Source organism: Bacillus sp. AFS031507 (assembly GCF_002584635.1).
In the GTDB taxonomy this organism is placed as follows: Bacteria; Bacillota; Bacilli; order Bacillales; family Cytobacillaceae; genus Neobacillus.
In genome coordinates, this window is record NZ_NUOW01000032.1 from 1 (window position 1) to 20,629 (window position 20,629).

At 35.5% G+C, this 20,629-nt stretch carries 17 protein-coding genes and 9 pseudogenes; 7 read left to right on the forward strand and 19 right to left on the reverse strand.

Annotation, left to right across the window (positions count from 1 at the left end):
• Positions 1-373 precede the first annotated feature (373 nt).
• The 4 genes and pseudogenes from COE25_RS24585 to COE25_RS24595 all read right to left on the reverse strand — a co-directional run bounded on the left by COE25_RS24585 (position 374) and on the right by COE25_RS24595 (position 2,411).
• On the reverse strand, positions 374-943 hold the full coding sequence (locus tag COE25_RS24585; protein ID WP_098934502.1) for a dihydrofolate reductase family protein: 570 nt from the start codon (positions 941-943) through the stop codon (positions 374-376).
• A 76-nt stretch (positions 944-1,019) separates the two neighbouring features.
• A pseudogene (locus tag COE25_RS32380) lies at positions 1,020-1,295 on the reverse strand (CBO0543 family protein); the annotation flags it as partial.
• A 12-nt stretch (positions 1,296-1,307) separates the two neighbouring features.
• Entirely contained in the window at positions 1,308-1,580 is a 273-nt protein-coding gene (locus COE25_RS24590) for a hypothetical protein (RefSeq protein ID WP_098934503.1), read from the reverse strand.
• Positions 1,581-1,763: 183 nt separating this feature from the next.
• A complete protein-coding gene (locus COE25_RS24595) occupies positions 1,764-2,411 on the reverse strand; it encodes a 2OG-Fe(II) oxygenase (RefSeq protein WP_098934517.1) in 648 nt (215 codons plus the stop codon).
• Positions 2,412-2,419: 8 nt separating this feature from the next.
• On the opposite strand from COE25_RS24595, the pseudogene COE25_RS24600 reads away from it, so the two are divergent.
• Positions 2,420-2,533, forward strand: a pseudogene (locus COE25_RS24600) (DUF1657 domain-containing protein); the annotation flags it as partial.
• A gap of 845 nt (positions 2,534-3,378) precedes the next feature.
• On the opposite strand, the gene COE25_RS24605 reads toward COE25_RS24600, so the two are convergent.
• The 5 genes from COE25_RS24605 to COE25_RS24625 form a co-directional block, all read right to left on the reverse strand.
• Positions 3,379-4,914, reverse strand: a complete 1,536-nt coding sequence (locus tag COE25_RS24605; protein ID WP_098934504.1) for a peptide MFS transporter — start codon at positions 4,912-4,914, stop codon at positions 3,379-3,381.
• 386 nt (positions 4,915-5,300) lie between these two features.
• The gene (locus tag COE25_RS24610; protein ID WP_098934505.1) at positions 5,301-5,630 is read right to left on the reverse strand and encodes a cysteine hydrolase family protein; all 330 of its coding nucleotides are present in this window, start codon (positions 5,628-5,630) and stop codon (positions 5,301-5,303) included.
• 168 nt (positions 5,631-5,798) lie between these two features.
• A complete protein-coding gene (locus COE25_RS24615; RefSeq protein WP_098934506.1) occupies positions 5,799-6,299 on the reverse strand; it encodes a hypothetical protein in 501 nt (166 codons plus the stop codon).
• A gap of 586 nt (positions 6,300-6,885) precedes the next feature.
• Positions 6,886-7,737: an ArdC family protein gene (locus COE25_RS24620; protein WP_098934519.1), complete on the reverse strand. Its 852-nt coding sequence runs from the start codon at positions 7,735-7,737 to the stop codon at positions 6,886-6,888.
• Between the two features lie 146 nt (positions 7,738-7,883).
• A complete protein-coding gene (locus COE25_RS24625; RefSeq protein ID WP_098934507.1) occupies positions 7,884-8,087 on the reverse strand; it encodes a hypothetical protein in 204 nt (67 codons plus the stop codon).
• Between the two features lie 427 nt (positions 8,088-8,514).
• Between COE25_RS24625 and COE25_RS24630 the strand changes: the two genes are divergently transcribed.
• Complete coding sequence (locus tag COE25_RS24630; RefSeq protein WP_098934508.1) at positions 8,515-8,853, forward strand: YolD-like family protein; 339 nt, start codon at positions 8,515-8,517, stop codon at positions 8,851-8,853.
• 81 nt (positions 8,854-8,934) lie between these two features.
• Positions 8,935-9,099 (forward strand): hypothetical protein, encoded by a 165-nt coding sequence (locus COE25_RS31020; RefSeq protein WP_180247593.1) that lies wholly within the window; start codon positions 8,935-8,937, stop codon positions 9,097-9,099.
• A gap of 441 nt (positions 9,100-9,540) precedes the next feature.
• On the opposite strand, the gene COE25_RS24635 is transcribed toward COE25_RS31020, so the two are convergent.
• The gene (locus COE25_RS24635; RefSeq protein ID WP_098934509.1) at positions 9,541-10,428 is read right to left on the reverse strand and encodes a fructose bisphosphate aldolase; all 888 of its coding nucleotides are present in this window, start codon (positions 10,426-10,428) and stop codon (positions 9,541-9,543) included.
• Positions 10,429-11,096: 668 nt separating this feature from the next.
• On the opposite strand from COE25_RS24635, the pseudogene COE25_RS32385 reads away from it, so the two are divergent.
• Positions 11,097-11,323: pseudogene (locus tag COE25_RS32385) on the forward strand (oxidoreductase); the annotation flags it as partial.
• Between the two features lie 206 nt (positions 11,324-11,529).
• Here COE25_RS32385 and COE25_RS24640 read toward each other — a convergent pair.
• From COE25_RS24640 to COE25_RS24655, 4 genes and pseudogenes are all read right to left on the reverse strand, one after another.
• The gene (locus COE25_RS24640; RefSeq protein WP_098934510.1) at positions 11,530-11,958 is read right to left on the reverse strand and encodes an organic hydroperoxide resistance protein; all 429 of its coding nucleotides are present in this window, start codon (positions 11,956-11,958) and stop codon (positions 11,530-11,532) included.
• Positions 11,959-12,089: 131 nt separating this feature from the next.
• Positions 12,090-12,755, reverse strand: a complete 666-nt coding sequence (gene wrbA / locus COE25_RS24645; RefSeq protein ID WP_098934511.1) for an NAD(P)H:quinone oxidoreductase — start codon at positions 12,753-12,755, stop codon at positions 12,090-12,092.
• 138 nt (positions 12,756-12,893) lie between these two features.
• Positions 12,894-12,998 (reverse strand): annotated as a pseudogene (locus COE25_RS31850) (carboxylesterase); the annotation flags it as partial.
• An 87-nt stretch (positions 12,999-13,085) separates the two neighbouring features.
• Positions 13,086-13,265 (reverse strand): annotated as a pseudogene (locus COE25_RS24655) (VOC family protein); the annotation flags it as partial.
• 686 nt (positions 13,266-13,951) lie between these two features.
• Here COE25_RS24655 and COE25_RS24660 point away from each other — a divergent pair.
• The 3 genes and pseudogenes from COE25_RS24660 to COE25_RS24670 all read left to right on the forward strand — a co-directional run bounded on the left by COE25_RS24660 (position 13,952) and on the right by COE25_RS24670 (position 16,690).
• Entirely contained in the window at positions 13,952-14,146 is a 195-nt protein-coding gene (locus COE25_RS24660; protein ID WP_098934512.1) for a CDGSH iron-sulfur domain-containing protein, read from the forward strand.
• Positions 14,147-14,190: 44 nt separating this feature from the next.
• On the forward strand, positions 14,191-15,189 hold the full coding sequence (locus COE25_RS24665; protein WP_257208949.1) for a type I glyceraldehyde-3-phosphate dehydrogenase: 999 nt from the start codon (positions 14,191-14,193) through the stop codon (positions 15,187-15,189).
• Positions 15,190-15,600: 411 nt separating this feature from the next.
• Positions 15,601-16,690, forward strand: a pseudogene (locus COE25_RS24670) (low temperature requirement protein A).
• Between the two features lie 906 nt (positions 16,691-17,596).
• Here the strand turns inward: COE25_RS24670 and COE25_RS24675 are convergent.
• The 5 genes and pseudogenes from COE25_RS24675 to COE25_RS24695 all read right to left on the reverse strand — a co-directional run bounded on the left by COE25_RS24675 (position 17,597) and on the right by COE25_RS24695 (position 20,024).
• Positions 17,597-18,231 (reverse strand): annotated as a pseudogene (locus COE25_RS24675) (NAD(P)H-dependent oxidoreductase).
• 104 nt (positions 18,232-18,335) lie between these two features.
• The gene (locus tag COE25_RS24680; RefSeq protein WP_098934514.1) at positions 18,336-18,656 is read right to left on the reverse strand and encodes a winged helix-turn-helix transcriptional regulator; all 321 of its coding nucleotides are present in this window, start codon (positions 18,654-18,656) and stop codon (positions 18,336-18,338) included.
• A 265-nt stretch (positions 18,657-18,921) separates the two neighbouring features.
• A pseudogene (locus tag COE25_RS24685) lies at positions 18,922-19,605 on the reverse strand (glucose-6-phosphate isomerase); the annotation flags it as partial.
• Positions 19,605-19,844: pseudogene (locus COE25_RS24690) on the reverse strand (ribose-5-phosphate isomerase A); the annotation flags it as partial. The pseudogenes COE25_RS24690 and COE25_RS24685, both read right to left, overlap by 1 nt.
• Before the next feature lie 51 nt (positions 19,845-19,895).
• Positions 19,896-20,024, reverse strand: coding sequence for a BA3454 family stress response protein (locus COE25_RS24695; RefSeq protein ID WP_098934515.1), 129 nt, complete (start codon positions 20,022-20,024; stop codon positions 19,896-19,898).
• Positions 20,025-20,629: the final 605 nt, after the last annotated feature.

Genomic DNA, 20,629 nt, shown 5'->3' on the forward strand with positions numbered 1-20,629 from the left:
ACAGGAATGCTGCCCCGTTAGATAAAGATCTACTTAAGTTATGTGTCGGGAAAAAATGTCGCCAGTGGTGAACGTCAAGGAGGCGCCCTGATCCTGGCGGCTTGGGGAAAAACAAAAAAAGACGCATTATTTAGCGCCAATTTCTTTCATTTTGCTCTTATTAATGTACTTTTTGAGATTCCGGTCATTTCTTCTACTTGTTTTTTTGAACATGATCTGACGCTTCCAATTTGTGTCCGATTTTGTTTACTAGTAAAAGAAGGCAAAAAAATAGACCGCATTAGCGATCCGACTTCCTAGGGTAAAAGCATCCTTTAGCACAATAAAAAAAGCCCAATAAGCAGCTCAAGATTCTGAATGAATGCGTAATATTTTAATCCCTTTTCAAATGATAGATTAGTTGAACAACGCCAGAGGTGAATGATTTTGTATTAACCAATTTCAAATATACCCTTTCTTGTATATCAATAAACAACGGTTTTCCTTCGCCTAAAATAACAGGGTGAACAGATAATCTAAATTCATCAACAAGCCCTAAATGAATAAAACTTGTAATAAGACTGGCTCCGCCATATAACCAGATGTCTCTACCAGGCATATTCTTTATTTTATTGACTTCTTCAAGGATCTGATCATTGATAAATATAGCTTTTTTATCAGTTCCTTTTTGCGATCTGGAAAACACATATTTTTGTTTACTATGAACTTCTTCCCATAATTCTTTATCAGTTTGAGGATCTTTTGTTCCTGGAGTATATTGCCCCCATAAATCATAGCTCTTTCTCCCATATAAAATTGTATCAATTTGATTTAAAAAATGAATAAACCCCATGTCCGGGTCCATTATGCACCAATCAACTTCTCCATTTTTCCCTTCAATAAAACCATCTAATGTAACTGCTAAATCTAAAATTATTTTTCTTTGCTTTACCTTTAAAGACATAGTTCTCCCTCCTGTTAGTTATTTAAAGATTACATCATTAAATCTCGTTTTCTTATTTTTCTTCAATATCACGTATTTATAACGGATCCAATGCTTTTACTTTACTAATTCGATAGGCTATTAAATAGATAACAATCCATATGAGAAAGGAATAAAAAACGTTCCATTTTAACATTGTATATAACCCGATCCACTCAAATAAAGGTTCACCAATAAAAGAAGTAAGTACGGAATAAATAACAGCTTTAATAAAGGGATTTATAGTTGGTTTAAATTGTAACCAAAGCATTATCGTTACTGGTATTAAAGAAAAGTCCCAAGGAAAAAACGACGGGATAGTTGGCAAGACTCTACCCGAATAATGCTAAGAACCAAATACAAGTCCTAAAAAGTCAAACCAAGAAGCAATACATAACGTGAAGCCTCCTGCTAAAAGCAATCTTGCTTCACTTCCACGCTTACGAATTCGTAACCATACCAACCAAGGAATGATGGATAGAGCTACTGAGAGCCAAAATTCCCAGTTCCATAGCGTGTGCTCTTTCCAATAGTTAAAATAGTCCACTTCGACCTGATGAATCCTTTGAAAAAACTCTTCAGAACTCCTAATTTCTTCTTTACTAATTAAAGGCTTCATCTAATTCACCCTTTGATCGAGATTGCTACTAGTATCCCCTTAAATTTTTTCAACTAACCTGCCGTAGTTCGTTCAATTTCTTTTAAGAAGCGAAAACGGTTTTCACGAGTTATAGCTCTGTTCAGATTTGGACTGGGCTGCTTATTTGCATAAAAAAGCACCGCAAAATACGGTGCATATTACCTAGTTTACTCTTTTTCTTCTCATCCATTTTGTTGCCGCCCATTTATCTCCAATGATAACAGGTGCTCCGCCATGCAATGTTAACTCGTTTAACGTAGGATCATTATAAAAATACTCGAAGTACACCGCCATACCCTTTTGTGAAGAGACTGAAAAATTTAGCTTTGGAAAATAAGTTTCTCCCCCTTGCTCTACATCATTTAAGTACATGACGAGTGTGCTAATTCTGGGATTATTAACAACATTAGAATTTGAAAAGAAATCAAAATGAACTTTATACTCCTGACCCATTTTATAATTAAGAACTTGAAGACTTTCTCCATGTTCAACAGGAATATTCATGATAGAGGATATTCTTTTTTCAATTCTGGCAACAAGATCATTTTCGCCTTCTTGCAAAAACATACTGCTGCTTGTTCTGAGTTTATTTACCTCACGTGACCCTCCGATTTTTGAACGCTGAAGCTTGTCTTTTGATAACCTAATTAACTCATCACACTCTTCCACACTTAAAACATTTCCTAAAACGACGACTAATGGTTCTTCTAATCTAGCAATTATGTGGATGTCTCTATCTTCTGTTTTAATTTTGTTACCAATGTGATGAAAAATAGTTTGTTCCTTCAACGATAATTCTTTCGAATCCATAGTCAATAAATGCTAAACAACTTTATCAACAAGCTGCACAACAAACACAATCTGTTCTTGATAGTCTTGAACCACGTCTTCAAGAAATTCAAGCCGAGGAACCACAATACAAACAACAATAATTGTGTTCTGAGCACAATGTCATTTCCTATTATATGGAATTAATTTTATCAATTAAGTTCCATATAATACTTTGAAAACAATTTAAACGTCTATCTTTAAAAACTACCTTTCTAGGGTAGTTTTTAAAAGTTGTTCATTCGTTACGTAATATCGCTCAAATACGTCATAAAGATTGATTTTTTAGTTGAATAAGTACATCATTTTTTATTTTTACAAGAAATCTCTTCCATATTGAATAACCACAAAAAATTGGAATACAATTACAATGGTGTGTTATTTATACCCATGTAATCAATTCTTGGTTTTTTATTCCCTCAGTGATCGTGCTTTATTTTTTAACATTGAGTACTTTCTATTATTTATTCATTCACAAAGCTGATATTGGAGATATAGATGAAAAAATAATGGTTACATTACCTTCTCTGCTCCGAAATATCTGCAAAATTTTCACACTTCTTATTAAATTATCCTACCCCCGTTAGTCGAATAAGGAAAAGTCCTACCTCAACACCCCCATCTTTAACATAAGCAACCAGTTTAAGAAAGATTATCAACGGCTTTAACGTTAAAAAAAAGAAAAGGCATATTCAATAGTTGAATAAGTCATTTTGAAAATAATTTATTTTTTACGAAATCCAAATACAACAGCAATTAATGACAGGGCTACGCACCAATAGATAAAATCAACGGAAGTGAATTAGATTTATCAGTAGCAGTTGTTATGCTAACAGAAAACATGGAGCTGGACAATTCTGGAAGATAAAATTTTTATCCTTAATAGAAAAAACTACGGAGACTATTTTCTCCGTAGTTTTTAGTAAAGTTCTTTTCATTCTGGAATGGTTTAACGGATCCCTTTCATAAAGGTTTGCATTTTTGGTGAAAGAGCAAATAGAATGATTGATAAAACGATTGATACTACCCCAATAGTTCCAAAGTAAGCCATTTCGTTTTGCGGTGTGTAAAATTTAACAAGTTGAGCATTGAGTGCCTGGGCAGCAGCATTTGATAAGAACCATAGACTCATCATTTGAGCTGAAAAGGCCGAAGGTGCTAATTTTGTTGTGGCTGATAATCCAACAGGTGACAAGCATAATTCACCAATAACACAAATGAAGTAGCTTAATACAAGCCATAATGGGTTAACAAGTGCATGCGTGCCGCCAATCAAGGCCGGTACAAGAATCACGACGAATGACAATCCTGCGAACAATAGACCAAATGAAAATTTCTGTGTATATGTCGGCTGTCTGTCACCTAATTTTACCCAAATCCAGCCAATAATCGGTGCAAAAACGATAATAAACAATGGGTTTAAGGACTGGAACCAAGCTGGTGAAATATGCATTCCAGCAAAGTCTAATTGTGTCCGCTTATCGGCAAAGTTTGCCAAAATGGTTGAACCCTGTTCCTCAATCGACCAGAACATAACTGATGCGATAAATAGTGGAATATAAGCAATCAGACGAGAACGCTCTTCTTTGCTTGTTTTCGGGCTGCGATACATAGTAAGGAAGTAAAGGATTGGAATCACAAATCCCAAGATTCCTACAAGGTTAATAAATGATGAAATGGTTAAAGTGCCAGTTGAAACCACAACTGCAATTAATACTACTAAAATTAGTGCAACTACAACAATTTTGGTGAAAACTTTTTTCTTTTCTGCATCTGGCAGCGGATTGGCAACAAAGGTACCGGCAAGACCGAGATTCTTTTTCTTTGTAGCAATATAAACTACTAACGCCAAGAACATACCAATTGCAGCAAGCCCGAAGCCAAGGTGGAAATTATACTGCATTCCAACTGTACCAACAACTAATGGTGCGACGAATGCGCCAAGGTTAACGCCCATGTAAAAAATACTGAATGCAGCGTCGCGACGCGCGTCATTAATATCATACATTTCCCCTAATACTGTAGAAATATTTGGTTTTAGAAATCCAGTACCGAGTACAATCAGTACCATCGAAACAAAAAACATCGTCATGCTTCCAGGTATCGCTAGAGCAATATGCCCGAACATAATCAATATACCGCCGTATAGCACGGCTTTCGATGTTCCAAATATTCTGTCAGATAGCCAGCCTCCAATGATTCCGGACATATACACTAATGAACCATATACCGAAGCAATCGCAAGTGCTGTTTGCTGATCAATTCCTAATCCGCCTTTTGAAACTGAATAATACATATAGTATACAAGGATTGCCTTCATACCATAGTAGGAAAATCTCTCCCAGAATTCAGTGAAAAATAGCGTAAATAATCCTTTAGGGTGGCCAAAAAAGCCTTTTTGCGGAACGCTTTCCACAATTTTCTTTCTATTTAAGCCCACTTGTGAAGCGCTTTCCACAAATTTCTCTTTTCTCAAAGTAGACATATTAGACCTCCTTGTTTGTACAATACTTTTGTCATTTATTTCCACTTTTCCTTTTGTGTAATTTGAACATTTTATTTTGAATCAAAAATTAAAGAAATAATAAGTCTCAATTTCAATAATTTCTAATTCGAGATAATCGTATAAAAAAATTTGCTGAATGTTAAAAAAATCGTGTGCGCCTCATATTTTTCCTCCTTGGGGTACCTATTCTATATTATAATAGTATTTTAATATTTTATAATTGTCAATTATCATTTTTTTCTAAATAACTTTCTTTATTTTAAAAATTTAGCTAATACTTACTAACGAAACAGAATAAATAATCCGACAAATAATATTTTTCTAATATAATTAATAGTAAAAAAAGAGAAAAAAAGCGTTCAATTTTAATTTATATGAGGGTGTAGGAGATACATTGATATAGAGTTAATTGGTTCGGATAAATTTGATGAAGACTCAAATCCAATCCCCTTTCCCTCTGCAACATCCGAATCTCTAATAAAGATAATCTCTATTCCTAGTGCTAATGCTTTTTCAATGACGAGATTAATGTTAATCAATAATGCATCTTTGTTTAGGACTGGATTTTCTTTTTCGCTACCGTCTATTAATTCTTGTTGAGCATCAATAACGAGCAAAGCTTGTTTCAATGAAAAACTCCTTTTCATATAAATTTTACTCTGTTCCACAAACTTTTCTTCAATATTATTCTTCATAATTCGCCCACTTTAACTTTTGAACTTATTTCGTTGTTAAATCATAAAATCCTCTTTTTCAACCTGGTATCATATGTAACTTTGTTATTCCACAATCGGGTGCTAATGGAATATCGCAAAGGAATTAGCCTCTCATGAAAGATAGAGGCTAATTGTATTTGACTAACATTAACTTTTTATCGGCTTAGCTTCCTGGATCACCATATCTTTTTTTGCTGACTCCTCCATTCTTGCTACAAGAGTTTGAATATAAGATTCTGTCAGTTTAGTAGGATAGTAGCCAAGCCGTTCCCGGACTAAGTTTTCAAGAACAAAGCATTTCCGTGTGACTTTTTCGTATTCACTAAAGGTGTATTCCTCTGCTTCTGTAAACCCGCCTGCTCCTTCTTTCATCGCTCGAATAAAGATGTACCGTCGATGGTAAAGGTCCGATCGTTCCTTTCGAGCAAATTTTAAAAGGAACAGCAGTTCAACGGTTGAAAGACACATTAGCTCAGGGGTGCTTTTGTTCAAATCAGAAAGAGAAGGCTGCGAAGAAGGTAAAAGGTTTTTCCTCTTTCCATTTTCCTGTACATCCTCATATTTCAGCTTCATCGTACAAAAATAGCAATAGTAATTATACTTATCAAGAAATTTAACTGGGCTTCCACAGTAGGCGCATGTTTTCATCCAGTATCATCCTTTCCTCTAATGTTAAGAATAGCAGTACCATCAAAATAATCGGGCCTATTATTTCCAATTACTTTAAGACCCTCGAAAGGGGTTATGTCGCAAAGAATTTAGGTTGCATTAGCAACCATCAAGCAGGGTTCGATACCTGCTTTCATTAAGAAAATAATGAATGTTTTTTACCTCCATCCGTGAGCTTCACCGGCTAGAACATAGCCGGTGTTGTTAGTTTAATAAAGATCAATTCTGTGTTTTATTTAGTTTATCAAACTATTTCTATTACTTCTGTACGAATTAATGTTTTCAACTACCAAGTCACATTTATTGACCCTATCTAATTTGTAGTGCTCTTTACTATCAAGGTTTTTAGTAACCATTTTTTCTGCACGCTCTTCATTTCGGCAACTACAATCGATACCATTTGAAATCCTTTTGCAAAATAAACAACTTGAAAAACTTTCATACTTTTTCCACTCCTTTTATTAGAAATCTTTGGTTTAGGTTCGACATGTTCGATGTATCCTTTCACCGGCTGACCTGTCAGCCGGTGAAATTATTGCTTGTGATTGTATGAATTACAATTCTTTTAGTTTTCGTCTGCAAATTTTTCCTTTGTTTCTCCTAAAATATAATCTGCTGCTTTCTGTGCTTGAGCAGCTGCTTGTAAGACTAGACGGCTTTCTTTTTTCAAAGCTCGTAACCATGAATCGATATAGCTAGCGGTATTCTCTATAGTGCTGTTATCAATTCCGGCTACTCCGCACAACATTGCCGCACCCATTTCAGCGACTAACTCTTCCTTGGAATAAACTTCATCCCCAAACGCAACTCCTTCTGTCGTGATACCCGGTCGAGCTAAACGGCTTTGATGTCCGGTACTGTGCGTCATTTCGTGAAACAAAGTGCAATAATATTCCTCTGAAACCTTAAAATCTTTTATCCGAGGGCAATTGATTCGATCCCATGTTGGATAATAAACCGCCTTACCTGTATGAAACGTGTAATCTGGAGAATCGATATATCCTTTAAAAATTTCCTCCGCCTTTTCTATCGGGTCATGTTCAAAGGCTTCAATCCTTCTTTTACTCTCTAAGCCGGTACACTGTTTATTAATCTCCCAAACTCGATAATAAAAGGGTTTAGCAAAAGTCTTTTTCTCCTTTGTTTCATCGTCCTCCGTCTCTATCCAAAGCCAATAGACAATGATATGAGAATTTTTTAGTTCTTCTTTTTTGATTCGTCCACCAGCTTCTAAAATCTGTTTTTTGGAAGCATATTCTCCAGGTTCTACTAGAAAAATATTGATTCCTCGATATGGCTTTTGTGTTTTCCAGTTAACCGCGTTTGAATTGGTCCATGGCTGGCGCCACGGTACAACACCTTTTTCTAATTTTTCGATGATTTTTTCTGTAATGATTTCATAAACACTTTTTGTCATTTGCTTTTCCTCCTTGGATTTTCTAATAATTTTTGATTTTTTAAGATTTTCTTTTTCCTTTTGACTTGCGAAGCGAGTAAGTTCCCCAAAGGAGGATGATTTTTCCCCTTTTGCAAGTAGAACGAAAAACACACATAGACAATGGGTCAAGGGCGCTCTTCGCACAAAAAGTTTTTTGCTGTTGCGAAAGTGCCTTTAAGCAAAAAAGTTTTTTGCCCCTTGACCGATTGACTAGCTTTCTTAGCTTCTAGCCGGAAAGGGTCGGGTGTCCTGCCGGCTGGAAGGTTAGAAAGCTTGTGCTGTTTTACGATTCGGAAGGCAAAGGGAAAATCAACAATAAAAGCAGCCATTCTTTCGGCTGCTCTCCTTTTTGTCTATTATTCTTTTAATCTTTCCATCTTTTGATTTTCTTACTTTTCGGCTCGTTCGGTATGGCGGCGTTAGCCGTAAATGGAACAGGAACCTACGGAATGTTGGCGATAGCCGTACAGACCGTGGTTATCGGTCCATTTAGTGCCGAAGCGACACGTACAGGTTGACAGAAAGGGTGATTTTTTCCTTTCTGATCAGTCCGTAGTGCTGCCGACCAAAGTCTTTCTGTATGCTTTTAACCTTAAATTTTAACGTCATGATTTCTGAAGAAAAATCGCAGCCTTAAGGCTGCATGACTGATAAATAAACGAAAAAAGGATGTAGACATATCTAAAATTTTTATAACATACCCATTGAATAATAAGAACAAATGTTCTTATAATAAATAAAAAGGGGGATTTTTTAATGAAGAAAGATCATAAAGATCGTGGAATGAAGAAGTGGCATGGTTTTTTCATGCCGGAATCCATAAAATTGTTAAAGGATCTATGGAAGGATGATCAAAAAACTCCTAGGCCACTGCTAGATGAAATGAAAATAGAAGAGATGGAACAGCTATTATCTAATAGCATGGAAACCAAATTACTTTTAGAAATTACTACATGGAAAGACGGATTTTTTACTTCCCGTGTTGGATTTGTAATGAAAATTGATTCTTTAAATAAAAGAATTCAAATCCAAGATGAATTTGAATCCATCATTAATCTTGATTTCTTTTCCATAACCAATGTAAAGGTCAAATAAATACTTACCTTAAAAAGGTCAAACCTATAATTATTGCACTTCAATAGGAGGATTTTTTTCATTAAATCGAGGGGGATTTGAATGGAGTTTTCAGTTCTCAATACTTGGTTGCAATTTTTCTTGTTGATTATGGGTGGATGTCTAATTTTATTCATCGCAATGTTATTTATTTCCAACAAACATATTAAGAATAGATTAAAGCAAATGGAAGAAATCGATAAAAATGAAGTTAATATAACGAATTAAACGCTGAATTTTTTCATTGTTTGTGTTAGTTATGAATTTTTCCAGCAAAATGTGGAGAATGTATGCTCAAGCTGAGAAGGGCTTTTAAATGGGAGGAATAGAAACAAAGAAGATATCATCTACAATGAGTGGTTAATTTTTTCAACACTACCTTAATAACTTTTCAAAGAATGAGCTCTCTATTCTTGATAATTCAGGGATTAATGTGTATTTTAGCCCGTCAGAAATTGTCCGAGGCACCCCCCAGAAAAACTTCAGAGCTTCGTGCATAATTAATATGTAATACTCAATAAAATAATTAAACTTTTAAGCTTGAAGCGGTGGTAAACGGTCTGGTTCATCGTGACAACATTCTGAATAGCAGTTTCACCCGAATTGTATTAACGAATTAATAACGACCCCAAGCTTTTAATCAGCTCGGAGCCGTTCTTCCGGTGCCCTTTATGTGTTGGAGGCTTCATAAATGTTCTGAATGGATTTGGACAGTATCGCATTGAATTCATCGTCTGTTTGATGGGCAGTTAGTCCCTCTGATAGGGCACGTGAGAAACTAGCTATCATTCCATGATTACGTGCCAGCTTTTCATTGGCTTCGGCCTGCGTGTAGCCGCCAGATAACGCCACTACCCGTACCACATGCGGATCCTCCATTAAATTGGTATAGAAATTGTCTTCTGTAGGTAAGGAGAGTTTAAACATGATTTTTACGTCTTTGCCAAGAGTGGATAATTGATCAATTATCTCCTCTTTTAATCGTTCCTCAGAATCTGCTTTATCCGTGCTGTGAATATCCACTTCCGGTTCGATAATCGGAACTAGCCCCTTCTCTACAATTTGGTTCGCGATGTCAAACTGTTGCTTAACAATTTTCTTGATACCAGCAGGATTGGCTTCCTTAATAACCGATCGCATTTTCGTCCCGAAGATGTTGCGTTCATTAGCCCGATTTAGAAGATCGTTCAAACCATGAATGGGCTTCATGAGCTGAACTCCGTCCTCTAGCCCGGAGAGCCCTTGATCGACTTTCAGAAAAGGCACAATGCCCTTCTTCTCCCATAGAAAATCGGCTGTATATTGCCCATCAATGAAACGATCAATCGTGTTCTCAAACAAGATCGAGCCCAAAATATACTTGGAATCAAACGCGGGACTCTTGATAATACGCGTCCTCATCTCGTGAACCAATGAAAACATCTCTTCTTCGTTGGAATAACTGTTTTCGCTTATGCCATACGCCGACAATGCCTTAGGAGTACTTCCGCCACTTTGGTCCAAGGCTGCTATAAAACCTTTTCCTGTTCGGATTCGTTCAAATTGCTTGTTATTCATTATTGATTCCCCTTTCGCTGAATGGAATTCTGCACCTGTATTATTATAACAATACTACTTGAAATACATGAGGTGCGCTGGGAAGCAGACTTGGTTCAATTTATTATTGCTAAAAATCGTCAATTTTACTTAAGTCTCCGAAGCTTTTATTTCCATTTAATGTCAGATAAAATTTGTTAAAATCCTGAAATAGTAGACACGAGAGCATAAGGTGAATATCATTGTTCTGGCAAAATGAGTCCTCCTCCAACAGTCGTAAGGGCAGGGGTAAGGGAAATTTTTGCAGTTTAATGGAAGATTCGTTGTTATCTTTACTTTCTTAAGTTGCAAGTTCAAGATCGTAAGAAAATTTGTCAAACGCAATTAAAGTAATTGCTGTGGCAAAGTCGCAGGAAAGTCAGCTATTGCGGCCAAAAACTTATCAACCCTCAGAAAAAGGAACCATATATAATAGATGAAACTCATCCAAAATGAAAAAAACTGGAGTCATATTTCAAGAAAATAGGAAAATTAGATAGAAAGGAAAGAAATTATCTATGAATAAGATGAATAAACAAACCAGCAGTCCCCTTTTACCTAAAAACATCTAGGACCTAGAATGGAAGCTCTTTGGGAAGACCTTGGTAAGCCGAATCTTGATGAAGCTACAATTCAAGCGTTATCCTGAACAGGCTATCTCTTCATATGGCCAATATGGAGGATCGGTAGCTACGTCTGGTTTTACAGGTGGGAGAGAAGTCTCCACAACCGTTATTCCGCATATTTTAAGGGGCGTCAATTGGATTGGTATTGACTCAGTTTTACGTTAAATGAATAAGCGATTTAAAGAGCTTCCAAGAGTTTAAGGGATATTCTAGAAGGAAAAATACATGGAAGAACGATTGTAAAACTATAAAAAGCTTAGTTCAAATCACAACACATATAAATCAATTATGATTTGAGCATTTATATCTAAACGCCTCAGAATTTGTTCTGAGGCGTTTTAATATGAGTTTTAGTATTAATTTTTAGTTTTTAAAAATGTAAGAATAACTTACATTGCAGATACCTGTCCTTGATTCTAATAAATAAATTAGTTCCAACCACCGCCACCGAACTGATTTATTGAACAACCTCGAGAGTGACGTCAATATTCCCTCTTGTTGCTTTTGAGTAGGGACAGAATTCGTGGGCCTTATGGACAAGCTCTTCTAATTTTTCCTTTTCCACACCATTCCCTTTTACTTGCAACGTTACCGCAATTTTGAATCCTTGATCAGCCTCATCTTTTAAGAAATCTACATTTGCCGTTACTTGTGATTCGAATTTGACATGTTCTTGCCTTGCGATGTGCTGTAATGCTCCATCAAAACAAGCGGAATAACCACAAGCGAACAACTGTTTCGGATTCGTGGCATTTGGAAATTCTTTCGCTCTTGGGGAGCCCGGCATTGCTAGATCCACTTTTATTTTGCCATCAGAGGATTCAACTCTGCCTTGTCTTCCTCCACTAGCTGTTGCAGATGATGTGAATAATGGTTTTGTAGTCATCAATTTTCTCCTTTTTCTATGTAACGTTTTAATATTTACTAAGAGTGAGCCTATAACCATTTCCTCAAAACTAATAATTATTGAAAAGCTAATCGAAAATTTCCGACTAGCTTTTCTTATTGATCAGAATCTTACTGATTCGCTTTTTTTACCCATTCCGCAACTGTAACTGTACGTTTAGCTTGATGTTTAACAGCTGCCTGAACGTCTTCGATCATTTTCCCATCTTGTCCCACAGTAACACTTGTTCCATAAGGGTTACCACCTGCTCCAAAGGTAACTGGATCTGTATAACCAGGAGCTGCTACAATGGCACCCCAATGGTACATGGTTGTATAAAGGGATAAAATCGTTGCCTCTTGACCGCCATGAGGATTTTGTGCAGAAGCCATAGCGCTAACTACTTTGTTTACAAGCTTTCCGTTAAACCAAAGACCTCCTGTTGTATCCAAAAACTGCTTCATTTGCGCAGGCATATTACCAAATCGAGTTGGCACACTGAAAATAATGGCATCTGCCCATTCCAAATCGTTTAATGTTACCTCAGGTACTGCTTTCGTTGCTTCAACATGTGCTTTCCAACCTGGATTTCCTTCAATAACTGATTGTGGAGCAAGCTCAGGCACTTTTAATACTTTAACTTCCGCACCCGCTTCTTTTGCTCCTTCTTCAGCCCATTTTGCTAATTGATAGTTTGTTCCACTCATACTGTAATAAATGACTGCTAATTTTACATTTGTCATTTTTTCTGTCTCCTTTTCTGATGAATTTCCAAATAGTCTGGATAAAAGACCCATTTTAAAACACCACCTATTTGCTCAATCTTTTTCATTTAATATTCAAAACTTAACAATTCTTATTAACTTTTTAATTTTCTTTTAAAAAACCAGTTGATTAACATTAATTACATAGTCTCGTAATTATTTTTTATTTAATTATAATTTACGATACCATTGAGCTGTGGCCTCCACTTCTTCATAAGTTAACTGATGACCTTTATTCTCCCAATGAAGTTCAACCTTTGCGCTTGCCTTCTTAAGTTTGCCACCTTCTTCAGCCCTTTTTAATAGTTTTTAAATAAAGCTCTTTTTTATACAGAATGACCAGGATTGCTAAGAAAGTCAAAAAATGGTTCCTGGTTTTCCACCTTCATTACCAAAGTAAAGGTGATAAGTACCTGGATCATCAAAATTTACAGTTTGTTTTACTAATCGTAATCCTAATACACCAGCATAAAAATCCACGTTTTCTTGCGGATGTCCAACGACTGCTGTGATATAGTGAATACCCATTATTTTTTTACTCATTTTTAACACTCCTTTTTAATGTAAAATCCAGTTATATTAATGAACGTGATACTTCATTTTGTTCCTAATACGGATATAGAACTTAAATATGCATCTTAAATCAAGAATCTCTAATTTGAGATATTTAGAATAAACAAGAATCAAAAGCATATTGACCAGGAACGATTAAGGCAAGACCAATTGCAACTGCATGTAATACATTTCCTTTCCATTTAGTTCATTGACTCGAAACTATTTTGAATTAAAATATCTTGAATCTGATATAACATTAGTACTTTTAATTTTTTTTTGTCAATAACCTTTTTTATTTTAGGTTGGAAATAATTTTGTTTATTTCCACTTTACTTCAACGGTGAAAAAAATTGAAGTTTTTCAGGATCTATTGGATTTAAGCAAAATTAAATCTAGCAACATTGATCAGTTTATTAATATCAACTATATTAGGACCCATCTTATGAATAAATCAAAGAACTACATGGAATACTTAAATCCGTAAAATGAAATTAACATATGTTCTTTTGACAAGATTTCATGATGACTTTTTTATTAGCATTCGCTGCTGGCACGTATTAGAAAGCTTTTTTTAGGTCATCCGTTTGCCTTCTCCATCACCTCCCTAGTTGGGGATGATAAGAATAGTTGCAGTTATGAGTTAAGAACAATAAGAACGAAAGGAGGTGAATTGCATGTCCGATGTAAAGATTAAAGTAAATGATAACGGTCCATTACGCATCATGGGTAAAGTTGAAATGGTGGATTCGGTAGGGAATCAATTTGAGACCACAGAATCTTTTATTCTTTGTCGCTGTGGATTATCTGAAAAAAAGCCTTTCTGTGATTTGTCACATAAAGGTAAGTTTGAAAGTGCTCCTCGTGCATAGGATAATCCCATTCAATGGGATTTACTTACATATTTTAGAGGTTTATGATGGGTAGAATAGCCATATTTGGATTTGGACGTATTGGTCGGCAATTATTAAGAATTGCTTTAAAAGAAAATCTTTTCGTACCTTTGTCCATTTCAGATATTAAAGACGAAAATACGCTAGCCGCTCTTTTTGAGGTGGATACTAACTATAAGCGATGGCACGAGAAGGTCATAGGACAAGAGGGGTTCATGATTATAGGTGGGCGTGAAATTCAATATATCAATTCGTCTAAAGAAGTACCTAATTGGAAGGCATTAGATGTTGATCTGGTTGTCGACTGTACTGGTCGAGCCTTTACACGTACTGCAGCCCAAGTTCATTTGGAACGTGGTGCAAATAGAGTGTTAATCAGCGGACCTAGTAAGAGTCTTGATGATTGCGATGCTGTACTTCTAAAAGGAATTAATCTGGATAGTTTTGATCCGGATAAGCACAAGATTATTAGTATGGCGAGTTGTACAACGAATGCGTTAGCCGTCGTCGTCAAATTAGTCAAAGAAAACTTCGGGATCAAATATGGTTTGTTCTCGACCGTTCATTCCTATACAAACAGCCAATCCTTAACCGATCAGCCAATGAAGGATCGACGAGATTCATGGGCCGCGGCGGAAAATATTATTCCATCCTCCTCTAGAGCGGCGAGAGCTCTAAAATTTATTTGGAATGATTTACGAATTACAGGAAAAGCTTATCGAGTTCCAACTCGTACCGGTAGCATTGCTGAATTAAACCTAGTGACTGAAAAATCTTGTACGGTACAACAGGTAAATGACATGTTCCGCAGTGCGGCAAAAGGTGAATTGCTGGGAGTCCTTGATGTATTAGAAGACGGATGGGCCTCTTCCCGTATCGTAGGAGATTCCCATTCATCCATCGTTGACCTTCCCTTGACTCAGTTAGAAGGTGAGATTCTGTCCGTCGCTACTTGGTACGACAACGAATGGGGTTACGCTTCACGATTAGCTGAAGTTGCTGCTTTTCTAGTAAATAAGTAACGTTCATCTGGAATATAAAGTAAAAAAATCACGTAGCAATGATTTGCTATGTGATTTTTAAAGACTGTGCTCAGCATGGGTACAGACTCTAGGTAACCAGATAAACGTTTGTTTATAGAATTTAAAAGAAGTTGTCCAATGATGATTTAACAAAACAAATTAGATGCACAAACAGCCAGGGCGTTAGATATCAATCCAATTACTATCCAAAATTAGAAAAAGAAAATACTCTGAAGAATTCATAAAAGCAGCACTTCCAAAAATGACTGAGGAACAACAACTCCGGACTTATCAAAAGCATATACGTGATTTGGAGGAAAAATACGATTCTAAAAAAGGCTACTTTATTTCGTATGTAGTGATATTCAATATGCCATATATTTTATAAATATCCCATAGGGAGAAGACTAAATGGAAGATAAGAAAGTGACATGGCTAGAGCTTTTTGAAGATTTGCTGTTTGCAGCGGCAGCTGCTACAGCCACTCGCGTTTTGTTTCATGTTGAAAATGGAAGTATTCCTTTTGAATATCTATTGAAATTTATGCTAATATTTATCCCCATTTGGTGGGCATGGACAGGACAAACTATGTTCACAAACCGTTTTGGCAAAGATCTTTTGCATCATCGAATGTTCATGATTACTCAAATGTTTTTTGTTTTGATTATGACTTCGAGCTTATCAGTGGATTTTGATCAGTATTACCTTTCTTTTCTGATTGGGTATATCGGATTAAGATTACTAACAGCTATACAGTATCTCGTTGTCCAACGACTAGAGCAAGGAATGGCAAAGAGAGTATCTAGATTCTTGGGAACATACTTTTGGATTGGAATTATCATTTCATCCCTTTCTATCTTTATTAGTTCATGGGTTCGATATGCGGTGTTGTATGCTGGAATTCTTGTTGACATGATTGTACCAGTATTGGGGCGCAAGTATCTAATAAAAGTTCCGACTCATACTGCCCATTTAGTAGAACGTTTTGCTCTATTGACCTTGATTCTCTTTGGAGAGTCGGTCGTCAGCATCCTTTCTGTGTTGGAGCCACAAAAAGGGGATAGGAATTCCATATCATTTTCCATTAGTTCATTCATCGTCATTCTCGCCATGTGGTGGCAGTATTTCGACAATGTAGAAAAGAAGGTGAATAAATCGGTTCAGCGGACAGGACAAACGATTGTCTATGGACACTTATTAATCCTCATGTCCTTAAGCATGATTGCAGCGTCTATTAAGCTAATGTTTTTACAAGAGATGAATTACTCGTTTATGTTGTATTTCATCTTCGGCACGGTGCTGCTTTATTTCTTGGCAACCTCAATTGTGTTTCATCAATATAGGCAAAAACAACACCGGTTGAAGCTGTATCATTTAGGAGGATTTCTTGGAATTTTGGCTGTTTTTTACTATCAATCTCTTAACAATTGTTCCCAATTTCATAATTATGGTTGAACTGGCACTATTTTTTAGTATTTACGCCAAAGTCACAACAACATAAATCCACAGCTATTTGTATTGAATTAGTTGCAAAACAGGAAAACAACGATTCAAATGACTTAGAGGAAGCTCTGAAGATTGCATTGAAGAATCAAAGAAGCACCAAAGTATCTGTTTGTTGCATATCAAAGATATTCAATCATTAAAAATTCTGATGGAATTTGGCTCTATGTTAACTGACCTCCACCGCATTTTAGACGAAGTAGAAGGTGGTGCTCGACATGTCACAGAAAGAAAGCTTTCTGTTCGCTGAACTAATATTAAATTGCTTACTCATCTAACGGGGATGTTAGTTCAATATAGAGATATTTAAAATTTAAAATGGAGTGCAAAGCGGTACGCCATTTTCTTGCTTATTGTATTGAAACTGAGTTGAAGTTTATAGAACCTTATACGAATTCAATCGATATTTCGGATTTTGAACCTTTGAAGGGAATCCGTTAGAATTGTCCACCTAGCTTTTTTAAAAAATCAACATAGATGTTTAACAGAGCCTATTTATTAAATAAATAAATTTAGCTTTTTTCCTAACTATATATGATTACAATGCTATTGAAGGTTTTTCGGCTGCCCGACTAGTCTGAAACTTCCGATTAGTTTTTTTTTTATTATTTAATAGAATCCTATTAAAATGGGCTGAAGAAGGTGCAAAAGTTTTTATATAAAGCTCTTTTTTATACAGAATGACCTGGATTGCTAAGAAAGACAAAAGGATTACTTTGGTTTTTTCTTCAGCTTACAGACTATTAAGTTGGATGAGAGGTGCTGCAAGTTCTTTCCTTAACAGTAATACCTTGTTCAGCTACCTTTAAGCCGTTGAAGGGGTGGATATTTTTAATATTGTCTAGTTGACCTGGATATGTTCAAACCTTTTAAAGGCAAGGTAAGGATGTTTTAAAAAAGATAATTAAAATCTCCGTGCTACTTCAACTGCTGTTACTATCGCCTTTTCTTTGATTTCTTTTGCTTTTTCCGGAAATTGCACATGTCCCTCTATGATAATATGTTCCAGACTATGAACTCCAAAAAAATTCATCATTACTTCAAGATATCGATGCCCCATTTCCAATTCAGCTTCTGTTCCCCCAGAGTAAACATCTCCACGGGCTTGAATATGGATAGCTTTTTTTCCTGTTAAAAGACCCTGAGATCCTATTTTGGAATATTTAAAAGTTTTTCCCGATACAGCAACGGCATCAAGGTAGGTCTTCATGATGGCTGGAACAGAAAATTCCACAAAGGGGTCACGAACACATATTTATCAGACATTATGAATTGAGCACCTAATTCAGCTAATCGTCCTACCTTCAACCTTTCCTCGGGTGTTAATTGTTCAAATGATTCCCCTGTCCGAAGTTTTTCCCAGCCGCTAAATACATCAGCATCAAGATAGGGTATTTCTGCTTGATATAAATCAAGGTGTACGATCTCATCATGAGGATGAAATTCTACATACGAATCGATAAATGCTTTTCCTACTGCTAAGCTATATGACCGTTTATGATCAAGAGGATGTGCTGTAATATAAAGAACATTTGTCATAATCTCATCCCGCCTTTCCTAAATCAAAAATTAATCTACCTATCTTCTGAAGATTAATTTTACTTCCGGTACCCATTTTATTAGGATTGAAAATAATTAATTATTTATTCATCTTTCATCCAGCTATTTGCCCACTGACTAATAGGTCCAAGAATTTTTGCTAATTCGTTTCCTTTTTTTGTTAATAAATATTCTGTTCTTACAGGTCGCTCAGGTATAACATGACGGAGTACAATTCCATGTTCTTCTAATTCTTTCATTCTCTCCGTCAGCATTCGTTTACTCAGATCAGATATAAGAGAATGAATTTCACTAAAACGCTTCGGACCACTTAATAAAACATACATAATTAATCCTGTCCATCTTTTTCCAATTAATTCAAAGGTTTTTTCAACCTCAGGAAAAAGGTTTGCCTGTTCTTCCATCTTATATCTCACTCCCTTTTAAATTAGATACAATTTGTTTCTCTTCTACATTTGATTGATAAATATTTTGATTTTTCTTCTTGAAAAAATCATCATTTATATTTCCTTAAATAAATTTTTTCTAATTCTAATTCCTCCATGATTATAAACGGGTGATAGTGTAATGGGCATAGAGTAACCCGAATAACGGACTTTTAATATCAGTGTCCATTATTCGGGTTATAGTTCAATAAACATGTAGTAAAGATTGTTTTTTATGATGCTATTATTTAGAAATGCGTTTTAATAATTCAGCTTTTTCAGCTTCATATCCGGGTTTGCCTAGTAATGCGAACATATTCTTTTTATATGCTTCCACTCCTGGTTGATCAAATGGATTTACACCCATTAATAATCCGCTAATTCCACACGCCTTCTCGAAGAAGTAAACCATTTCGCCAAAGGTAAATTCGTTTAATTGGTCAAGCTCGACAGACAGGTTTGGAACCCCTCCATCCACATGTGCTAACACGGTACCTTGGGAGGCATTCTTATTGACATAGTCCATTGTTTTCCCAGCTAGATAATTTAAACCATCAAGATTGGATTCCTCTGCTTCAATGGTAATATCAAGTTTAGGTTCTTTTATTGATACTACAGTTTCAATTAAATCACGACGGCCTTCCTGCACATATTGTCCCATTGAATGAAGATCTGTTGTAAAATCGACAGAAGCAGGATATAAACCTTTTTGATCCTTCCCTTCACTTTCGCCAAAAAGCTGTTTCCACCATTCTGAAACATAATGTAGGGATGGTTCAAAGTTTACGAGAAGTTCAATGGATTTCCCTTTTCGGTAAAGAGCATTTCTTACTACAGCATATTGATAACTCTGGTTTGTGGCCAAGTCTGGATTATTATATTTGTCTGCCGCAGCCCCAGCCCCTTCCATCATTTTATCTATATTGAGTCTATTGCCACATCAATTTGATTGATTTCATTAAATGAAACGAGTGGGATTCCTACTTCTATTGCCAATTTTTCCGTTTGTTTGGAAGTAGGGATTCCTTTAATAGAAAGTCCTTGTTGAACTAATTTCCCAAGCTTAGTAATGGTATAAAATACAGTAGACCCCGTTCCGAGTCCAACTACCATTCCTTCTTTAACATATTCTACAGCTTTTTCTCCAACTTCTTTTTTTTCATTCAAGGCATTTTGCTCCTTTCAATTAAAGACCTGGAGATATATCATTTTTTTATTTCACCATTGTTTCTTAATTTGTTCCTGTGCGATTCTTAATATTTGTCCTTCGGGTGTATCCTTTTTAACAATTACATTTGTTTGATAATATTTACCTTTATAGTTAAGCTTCACAGTCACTTCGATCATATGTGTCACTCCTTTACATTTTTTAAAGTAGAAAAAAAGAAATCAAATCACACAACTTATTATTACTAGGTTATTTTTAATAAGTTAGGTTATTTTATGTAACCATAATACTTCCTGAATTAATTACCGTCAAGTAAAAAATCTCGAATTAAAGATATTTTACATATTTATTTTTATTCAAAGGAGAAATGCAAAGAAATGATTAAACGGGTTGGGGAATATGTCACAGGATTATTGATCAAACTTTTTTACAAACGGTTAAACTTTATTTTAAACGGTGCAACTTTCATTCAAAGCCACAAAAGGCAGAGACATATTTTACATATCAAATATGTCCCTATCTATGATTTTATTGACTTTAACCTCTACAACCTAAATATAATTTCATGAGTGTGCAACTTAGGGTATCGTTGATAGTAAATAACCATCAAAAAAAGAGCCTGTGTTAAATTTTTTCCTTTCAATTGAGTTTTCTTATACCATCTAAGTATTAAACGCAATCTTCAAGATAAAAATAAATGAAGAAATTATAAAGGAGATACCATAAAGTTGAACACAGAATTCTTAGATTTACTGGCTCATAAATATGATAGTGAAGAAAAAGT

Excerpts from the sequence above, each read along its gene's own strand:
- COE25_RS24585 (WP_098934502.1), bottom strand. The coding sequence starts at position 943 with ATGTCTTTAAAGGTAAAGCAAAGAAAAATAATTTTAGATTTAGCAGTT.
- COE25_RS24590 (WP_098934503.1), bottom strand. The coding sequence starts at position 1,580 with ATGAAGCCTTTAATTAGTAAAGAAGAAATTAGGAGTTCTGAAGAGTTT.
- COE25_RS24595 (WP_098934517.1), bottom strand. The coding sequence starts at position 2,411 with ATGGATTCGAAAGAATTATCGTTGAAGGAACAAACTATTTTTCATCAC.
- COE25_RS24605 (WP_098934504.1), bottom strand. The coding sequence starts at position 4,914 with ATGTCTACTTTGAGAAAAGAGAAATTTGTGGAAAGCGCTTCACAAGTG.
- COE25_RS24610 (WP_098934505.1), bottom strand. The coding sequence starts at position 5,630 with ATGAAGAATAATATTGAAGAAAAGTTTGTGGAACAGAGTAAAATTTAT.
- COE25_RS24615 (WP_098934506.1), bottom strand. The coding sequence starts at position 6,299 with ATGAAAACATGCGCCTACTGTGGAAGCCCAGTTAAATTTCTTGATAAG.
- COE25_RS24620 (WP_098934519.1), bottom strand. The coding sequence starts at position 7,737 with ATGACAAAAAGTGTTTATGAAATCATTACAGAAAAAATCATCGAAAAA.
- COE25_RS24625 (WP_098934507.1), bottom strand. The coding sequence starts at position 8,087 with ATGGCTGCTTTTATTGTTGATTTTCCCTTTGCCTTCCGAATCGTAAAA.
- COE25_RS24630 (WP_098934508.1), top strand. The coding sequence starts at position 8,515 with ATGAAGAAAGATCATAAAGATCGTGGAATGAAGAAGTGGCATGGTTTT.
- COE25_RS31020 (WP_180247593.1), top strand. The coding sequence starts at position 8,935 with ATGGAGTTTTCAGTTCTCAATACTTGGTTGCAATTTTTCTTGTTGATT.
- COE25_RS24635 (WP_098934509.1), bottom strand. The coding sequence starts at position 10,428 with ATGAATAACAAGCAATTTGAACGAATCCGAACAGGAAAAGGTTTTATA.
- COE25_RS24640 (WP_098934510.1), bottom strand. The coding sequence starts at position 11,958 with ATGACTACAAAACCATTATTCACATCATCTGCAACAGCTAGTGGAGGA.
- wrbA (WP_098934511.1), bottom strand. The coding sequence starts at position 12,755 with ATGGGTCTTTTATCCAGACTATTTGGAAATTCATCAGAAAAGGAGACA.
- COE25_RS24660 (WP_098934512.1), top strand. The coding sequence starts at position 13,952 with ATGTCCGATGTAAAGATTAAAGTAAATGATAACGGTCCATTACGCATC.
- COE25_RS24665 (WP_257208949.1), top strand. The coding sequence starts at position 14,191 with ATGATGGGTAGAATAGCCATATTTGGATTTGGACGTATTGGTCGGCAA.
- COE25_RS24680 (WP_098934514.1), bottom strand. The coding sequence starts at position 18,656 with ATGGAAGAACAGGCAAACCTTTTTCCTGAGGTTGAAAAAACCTTTGAA.
- COE25_RS24695 (WP_098934515.1), bottom strand. The coding sequence starts at position 20,024 with ATGATCGAAGTGACTGTGAAGCTTAACTATAAAGGTAAATATTATCAA.